The sequence below is a fragment of the Moorena sp. SIO4G3 genome, assembly GCF_010692305.1.
GTDB classification, from domain to species: Bacteria; Cyanobacteriota; Cyanobacteriia; order Cyanobacteriales; family Coleofasciculaceae; genus Moorena; species Moorena producens_A.
Genome location: NZ_JAAHIG010000379.1, coordinates 1 through 8,211, shown reverse-complemented (window position 1 = coordinate 8,211; position 8,211 = coordinate 1). Strand labels below are relative to the sequence as shown.

The 8,211-nt window shown below is 43.3% G+C and carries 8 protein-coding genes; all 8 read right to left on the bottom strand.

The genetic code is table 11. The annotated features are described in order from the left end of the window. On the bottom strand, nucleotides 1–809 hold an 809-nt coding region (locus F6J99_RS37160), incomplete at its 3' end, for a Gfo/Idh/MocA family oxidoreductase (protein WP_293120792.1). A 10-nt stretch (nucleotides 810–819) separates the two neighbouring features. Next, the gene (locus F6J99_RS37155; protein WP_293120790.1) at nucleotides 820–2,178 is read right to left on the bottom strand and encodes a D-arabinono-1,4-lactone oxidase; all 1,359 of its coding nucleotides are present in this window, start codon (nucleotides 2,176–2,178) and stop codon (nucleotides 820–822) included. A gap of 46 nt (nucleotides 2,179–2,224) precedes the next feature. Further along, complete coding sequence (locus F6J99_RS37150) at nucleotides 2,225–2,959, bottom strand: hypothetical protein (RefSeq protein ID WP_293120788.1); 735 nt, start codon at nucleotides 2,957–2,959, stop codon at nucleotides 2,225–2,227. A 370-nt stretch (nucleotides 2,960–3,329) separates the two neighbouring features. Continuing rightward, the gene (locus F6J99_RS37145) at nucleotides 3,330–3,485 is read right to left on the bottom strand and encodes a hypothetical protein (protein WP_293120786.1); all 156 of its coding nucleotides are present in this window, start codon (nucleotides 3,483–3,485) and stop codon (nucleotides 3,330–3,332) included. Between the two features lie 9 nt (nucleotides 3,486–3,494). Continuing rightward, nucleotides 3,495–3,677, bottom strand: a complete 183-nt coding sequence (locus F6J99_RS37140) for a hypothetical protein (RefSeq protein ID WP_293120784.1) — start codon at nucleotides 3,675–3,677, stop codon at nucleotides 3,495–3,497. Between the two features lie 40 nt (nucleotides 3,678–3,717). Continuing rightward, complete coding sequence (locus F6J99_RS37135) at nucleotides 3,718–4,656, bottom strand: glycosyltransferase family 2 protein (RefSeq protein ID WP_293120794.1); 939 nt, start codon at nucleotides 4,654–4,656, stop codon at nucleotides 3,718–3,720. Between the two features lie 332 nt (nucleotides 4,657–4,988). Then, entirely contained in the window at nucleotides 4,989–6,272 is a 1,284-nt protein-coding gene (locus tag F6J99_RS37130) for a pentapeptide repeat-containing protein (RefSeq protein WP_293120782.1), read from the bottom strand. 178 nt (nucleotides 6,273–6,450) lie between these two features. Beyond that, on the bottom strand, nucleotides 6,451–8,016 hold the full coding sequence (locus tag F6J99_RS37125; RefSeq protein ID WP_293120780.1) for an ABC transporter substrate-binding protein: 1,566 nt from the start codon (nucleotides 8,014–8,016) through the stop codon (nucleotides 6,451–6,453). Nucleotides 8,017–8,211 lie beyond the last annotated feature (195 nt).

Sequence of the window (8,211 nt, the reverse complement as noted above, 5' to 3'; positions counted from 1 at the left end):
TCTAAATTCCCACTCTCGATGTTTTCCCACTGAACCGTTAGGGCAATGGTATCTTCGGTATCAATGCCTAACTCTGTCTTGGCGACTCCAGTAGCAGCTAAAGCATTTACTTGGATGGGTCTGGCCCGATCCCCTATCATCCACTCTAATAAATCTATGTGATGAGAGTTCAAATAGTAGCTAATGTCAGAAGAGCGCCCTGCCCATTGACCAAAAGTGTTAAGTTGACTTCTCGGCTGACTCATATAGCTACTCATATAACTAAAATCTCCATAGCTGCGAGCGCGATCGCGTGCATCAGAGTACATGGGGTCAAACCTCTTGTGCATCTCTATTCCCACCAGTACATTATGTTGCTTTCCAGCCTCGATTAATTTCTGATGTTCTTCTAGAGTTTTCACCAATGGTTTAGCAACTAAAACGTGCATTCCCTGACGAATAGCAGTCATGGCGATCTCAAAGTGGGTATCATCAGGTGTCACTACAATTACCCCACTTCCTGGCTTCATCTTCTCGATAGCAGTTTGATAGGCTTGGGGATTATAGTCATTGTCACCAGGAAAAGTGTTCGCTGACACATCTATTCCCTTGTATCGTGAAGCAATTTGCTGGTTGAAGTGACGACGAATACCAGCAAAACGTTTTCCATCTCGCCCACAGAGGGAAACCCGATCCACTTTCCCACGAGTTCGGAGGTCGAAAAGTACTAAGGCTACAACGCCAGCACTTTTGTCAGAATTAGCTGCTGCTCCGTGAACAAAACCTGTGACATATTCACCTGTTCCGATGACTAAAATATCTGTTCCCATGTTCATATTTTTATGAGTAAGACAAAGCCGTTTTTTGAGGTTTTCCGAGTACGCGATCGCTATAGGAGTTACCAAATATATTATCTGGGTCAAGTTGAGAACGTACTTTCTGAAAGTCGTTCCAGTGGGGATACATTTTTTCTAATTTATCAGCATCAGGCCCGAACTTTTTTGCCCAATGGGGACGACCATCTAATTTAGCCATAATTTTTTCATAGTCATCAAAATAGGATTGACAATCAACATATTTACCGTAGGGCATATAAGTAATAACCCCGATATAGCAGCTATCTCTACCCTGACAAGGACTTAACCAAATATCATCTCCTTTGACAAAGCGCACTTCAATGGGCAAATGAACTTGATAGTCTTTTTCTTTAATCATTTGGCGAATTTGCAAGATGGCTTCAGCCGTATGTTCTATAGGAATCGCCCACTCATTAACCTGCTGTTTAAATAGACAATCAAAATTGAATTGACTGACACTGTTCCCTCGTGACTGTTTTGACTTGCTGAACATTTGTTGAACGTACCAGCGATTAACCAGGGGAATCAGACGTTGATTATAAGTAGCTAAATATAATAGCAGTTCAAATGTATAGTAACCAATAAGTTTTTCTCTATACCAACTCTGGAAGCGTTGGAAAAAATTTTGTTTGGGAGCAGTTTTTCCAGGTGGTTTGCGAGTTGCACTCCACTCCCACACCCTATCTGCATGGGGTAAATACCAAAAACGATAGTGGTCAGCTTGCAGGCGTTCTGGTAGTTTATCCAATACAGTTTCTAGAGTTTCTGGTTGTTCTCGTACTTCTAAGTCAAATTCTTTTGTTACTTGTAATTTAAGTTCTGTGACTAATCCCAAACTTCCTAGATGGCATTTGGCTGCATTAAATAGTTGAGAATTTTCATCTTTGGAGATTTTGATAACTTCTCCTAAACCTGTTACCAGTGTAATTTCCTGAATAATTGTTGACAGTACCCCATAATTTAATCCTGTGCCATGAGTTGCAGTTGCCATTGCACCTCCTACAGTTTGAGCAGAAATAGAACCTAAATTGGGCAAGGCTAGTCTATGTTTTGCTAGGCTTTGATTCAAATCTTTGAGGGTAACTCCTGCTTGAGTAACAACAGTTTGACTATCATAGTTGATATTTAGGATCTGATTTAAGCGATCGCTACAAACCAAATCCTGATTACTCATAGCAATATCGCTTGGGGAATGTCCTGAACCAAATACTCGGATTTTTGTTCCCTGTTGCATTACTTGGCAAACAATATCTCTAGCTTCTTCAGTTGAAGCAGGGTAATGTACAGAAGTAGGTATGCACTGATACTGCTGAGACCAATTTATAAATTTATTTTGATTCATATTTCCTTGTTTACGGGCAAAAAATGATTGTGAGCCGATAAATTTATTATTCCAATATTGTGACAACTCCACGCTGAATTCTGGAGTGTTCTAGTTGTTTTTCTGCTCGCAACAATTTTGTCAACATTTTTTTTTGATGGTACTTTTGGCGTTCTTGACTCTTCCAGGTAGTAATCCACTTGAGGTCTGATAATCTAACCAATTTTGCCTGAGCTTGATTTTGATAAAGTTGTTGTAGTAAGGAAATAGTGGTTACTTCTTCCATCCCACCAGGTACATCCTTTATAAGTCCACTAGAAATTCCTAGAAACCCTGTTATGTTTAACTTTGATAAGTTCCACAAAGCTAGAGTATTCCAAGGAGAGGTCATACCATCTATAAATTTTACTCCAGCATCTCCTCCATGGGTTGAAATCATCTTTGCCCCCACTACCAGAGTGTCTGAGGTAAGGTGATAATTCAAGATTTCCACATCTGTTGATAATATATATACTTCTAGACTTTGAAGCAAAAGTTTATCACCACCCAAATAAGTTGCTTCACATACAATCGCATTTAGGGGATGAGCTAGTCCTTTCCAGGGATTTATTAGCAGGGGAAGTACCTGTTCTCCAAACACCGAAACAATTTGGCTAATTTTGTCAAAAAGTTGATTATCTGTAGCTATTACTATACAATCAGCGTATTCTAGTGCCTGAGAGCACCAATTTTCCACTTTACCTAATTCAGAGATATAACCATCAACACCACTATGAATTCTGGTTCCAACAATCAGAGACATTGCTATACTCAACACTAAAATTGGCAGTAGTATAGTATATTGATAGTATAATGTTTACATTTCCACAATATATAAAATAACATGAAGGTACTGAGTTAATTTTCTGGGGGGGTAACATGCAAGCTAAAATCATTACTCGGTAATACGTTCAACCGATCAGTTACTTAAGGTGCGCTCTTACGATTAAGAATTAAATTCGCCGTTCGCTTTTGGCCGTTCGCCAAAAGCGCACCTGAACATTCGTGGCTTCCCTTAAGGGGATTGTGCGAAAAAATAGTGGACGAAATGCATGCAAATTAACCGTGGTTGCCTCAACTATTACAAGAAGGGTGAGCAGGCTATAGAGTCAGAACTGTCTACGTTATAAGCTTTATGTCCCCCTGTCAGGGAACATGGCCAAAGTAAATAGCGGTAGGCACAGTGACAGAGTGTGGCGCTGTCCGGCAGGACGACGAGGAGCTTCTAGTCCAGCTTTGGCTTCTATAATTGCGATTTGAGACACGGGAGTAGATGCATTAAATGGCATTTGCCCTGCCTAATACCATATTCCGATTACATTTAGAATGAAATAGCCCTGGGTAAGCATTAGTTTAATCTGAGTTAACTCACAGCGTCGTTCGCACAGCGTGGCCAAACGCGCCCCGCGTGGCCTTTTGGCCAAGGCCAAAGCCTGTGCCACAAAGAAGCCTGTGCCACAAAGCTTGTTTATTTGAAGCATGATAGCTGATAGCTGATAGCTGATAGCTGATAGCTGATAGTCATTCTTCCACAAACCCCCTCACTTCTGATAAAACATACAATGGTCTGCCTTTAACTTCTTCATAAATCCGTCCTACATATTCCCCCAAAATACCAATAGATACTAACTGTACTGCTCCCAAAAAGAAAATTGCAATCATAATGGTGGCAAACCCAGTCACAGGAGAATTCGGTTCAAAAATCCGCCAGTAAAGCACTAACCCTGCCATCAATAGCGCGATCGCTGTTGCTAATAATCCCAGATAAGTAGCGATTCGCAATGGCACTTTAGAAAAAGAAACCAGTGCATCTACTGCTAGGGCTAGGGATTTACGAATGGTGTACTTGATCTCACCAGCAAAGCGGGGGTCACGTACATAGGAAACAGAGGTTTGCCGCAACCCTACCCAAGAACGCAATCCCCGCACGTAACGGTTGCGTTCTGGCATGGCATTGAGTACATCAACCACCCGTCGATCCATTAAACAAAAGTCCCCCGTATCTAAGGGAATCTCGACATTGGCTAGACGGCGCAGTAAACGATAAAATAAGTAAGCCGGAAAGCGCTTTAACCAACTTTCACGACGTCTCTGGGTGCGCTGAGCATAAACAATTTGATAACCCTGCTGCCATTTTTCCACTAGCACTGGGATGATCTCTGGTGGGTCTTGTAAATCAGCATCTAGGACAATAATCCCTTGACCCCGCACAAAATTTAGACCGGCAGTGACAGCAATTTGATGACCAAAGTTACGGGAAAGACTTAGGTAACATACCCTTGGGTCTTTTTGATGAAGGTCTCGCATCAGCTCTAGAGAGCGATCGCAACTGCCATCATTCACTAGAATTAACTCCACCTCCCCTAACTGATCCATTACTGTACTGATGCGTCGGTACAGTTCTGAAATACTGTTTTCCTCGTTATATACAGGAATAACCAGGGAATAGGTTGGGTTCATCGTTTGTTGAAGGTTGCAGGTTACAGGTTGAAGGTTACAGGTTGAAGGTTGAAAGTTGAAGGTTGTTCGCGTAGCGTGGCCAAAGGCCAAGGTTACAGGTGGTAAGTTACAGGTGGTAAGTTACAGGTGGTAAGTTACAGGTGGTAAGTTACAGGTTAAAGGTGGCAAGTTGCAGCTTTTCTATAAAACCTTAAACCTTAAAAACCTTAAACCTTAAAAACCTTAAACCTTAAAAACCTTCAACCTTCAACCTTAAAAACCTTCAACCTTCAACCTTAAAAACCTTCAACCTTCAACCTTAAAAACCTTCAACCTTCAACCTTAACGACCTTCTAGCGCCCTAATTTATTAGGAATTCCCTGACAACCACCCGGGATTGTTTTTCTTGACTTTTCACCGCACCAAGCACAGCAATAGTAGTGCTGCTTTTCATCCATCCGCTGGACACTGGTGAAGTTAACATTTTCGACTACTGCACCGGTGTAAGCTCCAGTGGGATAGTCAGGGGGATGGGTACGACTGCGGGGACTGGCAGTTTCTACTGAACCATAAAATAGGCAGACTCCCTTGAGGTCAGCACCAGTGAGGTTGGCTTCATATAAAACAGTGCGGGATAGATTCGCTTGCACTAAGTCACAGAAGCTGAGATTGGCTCTGACCATATTAGCTTCCCCGAGTTCTGTCCAACGCAAATCTGTACCACTCAGGTCTGATCCAGCCAACATTACATTCAGATCAATAACTCTTATACCATCAATTCGGTCTTCTTGGTATCCTCCATACCCATCCAACATGGGGCGTCCTAAATGATTATCCCGTCTGAGGGGAGTTAGTAAACGGGCTTGGGACAAAAATCTGAGCACTTTGGCTTTCCCATGGGCATCCACACTACTGAGAATAGCAGCGGTTCTTCCTTCGCAAAATGCCCTCTCTTGGGGCCAATCTTCTAGCAATCCCTGATCATCTAAGGCTAGATCTGAAACGCCCTGAAAGTAAGCATCAATGGTTTGCTGCTGGGTAATCATATTTTGCTGGATGGTCAGGTCTTTGGAAATGACATATTGTCGCCAAGCAATGAATACTGCTAGGACAGCAATCAAAATCTGTCCCAAAGCACCTACCCATTCAGCCCATGACCCAAATTCATCCCATTTAATTTGAACCAACCAATGGCTGATGTTTTGGTAAACACCAAGAAACTTCAGTAAGCCACTTATTGCTGCTACCACTCCGATCGAGGCAATAACTTTGATTCTTTGTGGTGGTGGCAACAAATCAGTAAGCCATTGTTTAACAACCGGTACAATGACTGGCAATGAAACCAGCAGCGCCACAGTAGCTCCGGAGATCCCAATCCAGAAGTTATCAATCACTACCCCAAAAATCATGATAGCGATCGCAGTGAGAATAATTAGGCTTAGGGAGCGATTAGCAGGAGTAACCGATCCAATAGTTGCTTTATTGGGCAGGTTTGACAACGGCAAGGTTGATAAATGTTGCTCCTCTTGAGTTTCGGGAGGAGATGGTGGTGAATGACCATTGGCTGAGTTCTTGGCACTACCGTTGTTACTATGTTCAGGCTGATTGGGTGGCAGAGGCTCAGGCAAGTTAGTCATGGCATTCCCATCAAAATAAGCTCAAGGTCAAGCAACATTAAAAAATAATACAGCTCTTAGACACTCTGATCGTTTTTTAGTTGATTTGCACCTCAACAGATTAGCAAATTTTAAAGTGAAATCCGGTAAACTTGGCCTATTTCCTGGTCTGTGCCCTTGTATAGCTACTCCCTACTCCCTACTCCCTACTCCCTACTCCCTCCAACCCATAACTTTGTACCTCACCCGATTCAGAAGTGCTGTACCACAGATGAGCATTCCAGTTTGTATTGAAAGGATTGGGCATCCGTTCCTGAATCCTAGTCGATTGTACTTGTAGTAACTGTGGCTGAGATTGGGTAAGAGGCACGACAGTCCATTCTTTGTTTTCCCTCAAGGTCTTGGCTAGGTCTTTTGAATAGGGTACCACCGCTGCAGTGACCTTATGGCCTAGCACCATATCGAGCAGCTGCTTGTGATCACAGATGACGGGAATGACAATTTGATCAAATCGTGGTGTGCCTTGCCAATAGTCTGGAAAAGCACTCAACTCGATTCCACTAGGACCGAAGGTCTCAACTTGGAATGGTCCAGTCCCAATCGGCTTTATCCCAAAGCGTTCTGTAGCATAACCATGGCGCGGTACAATTCCCACGGTTAAAAGTTGGGGATCAATAGGAGATTTAGCTACAGGCTCAATTGAATCAATTTCCCTGAGGCCATGGGATTGAGAGGGTAACCTTTGGGGGGCATACTCTAATGTAAACGCAATGGTTTTTTGATCTACCACTTTGATATCCCTGATGCTTGTCAAAACCAGTTTGCGCCAGGGTGAGTCAATTTTCCGTAGTACCTGATAAGTGAACTCAACATCAGCAACGGTGACAGGGGTGCCATCGTGAAAACGTAGGTTGTCATGAAGCTGGAAATAAAGGATTTTAGTGATTTTGTCTACAGTTTTTAGCTTCCACTTGACCGCAAGATCGGGAACCAGCAACCCACGTAAGGAATTAAAACGACATAAACCCCGGAACACCAGACTCAATACATCCGCTGGTCCTAGGTTTGGGTTCAGCAAAGGGTCCAGGGTCTTAATGGGACGAAAATCAGCAATGGTAAGCTCTTGGCGCGATTTGACCCAAATCTTTTTGGTAAAGGTGCTGTGGCTTGGGTTGATATCCGGGAGTTGTTGTTGCGGATCAGCAGTGAAGCGGATCATATGGAAGCCAGCCTTGAACCTAAGTTGATGACGAATGCTGCTGTCTTGCGATCGCTGATTCGGTTGTAAGGTGCCATGGGGACTAAGGTCAGATAGATTGTTGATAGTCCACTCAACTTGGAAAGAACCGGAAGGGCTACTTCCTTGATTAATTAGATCTGCTTCTAATGTAATTAAATCCCCTGCTACTGGTAATGGAGGATTTAGGGTAATGTCATGCACCAATAAATCAATAGTAGTGGCTTCCCAAGGAAGAGTATTGGTAGTTTGACCATCAATCACAGCAAATAGGACACCAACACCCCTGACTTGGGGCATAATCACACTTAGGCGGGACTCACTCCAACTGATGATTTTAGCTGGCTGACCCTCAAACAAAACCAGAGCATCGGGTGAAGGCATAGAACCGAAATTCCCCCCTTCAATCACCACACTACTCCCCGGTGGGGATTTGGCTGGTTTGACCTCATTCAAAAATGGGAGTTGTCGCCACATCCGAATCCGTGCGTCGGGAATATCAGTTTTGCGGCTAACTTCGGCAATCATTGCTGGGGTTTGGGTGTAGCGCTCTAGGTCATCAACGGAGTAAATTGCGATCGCATTCAGTTGTTTGATCTCAGCCCCTGACTAGCGGCGATGGCCACTAGCAACAGTAGTAAGAAACTTAACAGATTTACCGTACACTATTACTTGTATCGTGACAGTTAAAGCCGTTGTAACAATGGTGCCCTCGCGCCCGAA

What these genes read in the sequence shown, in the direction of transcription:
- F6J99_RS37155 (WP_293120790.1), bottom strand. Translation starts at nt 2,178, where the DNA reads ATGAATCAAAATAAATTTATAAATTGGTCTCAGCAGTATCAGTGCATA.
- F6J99_RS37150 (WP_293120788.1), bottom strand. Translation starts at nt 2,959, where the DNA reads ATGTCTCTGATTGTTGGAACCAGAATTCATAGTGGTGTTGATGGTTAT.
- F6J99_RS37145 (WP_293120786.1), bottom strand. Translation starts at nt 3,485, where the DNA reads ATGCCATTTAATGCATCTACTCCCGTGTCTCAAATCGCAATTATAGAA.
- F6J99_RS37140 (WP_293120784.1), bottom strand. Translation starts at nt 3,677, where the DNA reads ATGCTTCAAATAAACAAGCTTTGTGGCACAGGCTTCTTTGTGGCACAG.
- F6J99_RS37135 (WP_293120794.1), bottom strand. Translation starts at nt 4,656, where the DNA reads ATGAACCCAACCTATTCCCTGGTTATTCCTGTATATAACGAGGAAAAC.
- F6J99_RS37130 (WP_293120782.1), bottom strand. Translation starts at nt 6,272, where the DNA reads ATGACTAACTTGCCTGAGCCTCTGCCACCCAATCAGCCTGAACATAGT.
- F6J99_RS37125 (WP_293120780.1), bottom strand. Translation starts at nt 8,016, where the DNA reads ATGATTGCCGAAGTTAGCCGCAAAACTGATATTCCCGACGCACGGATT.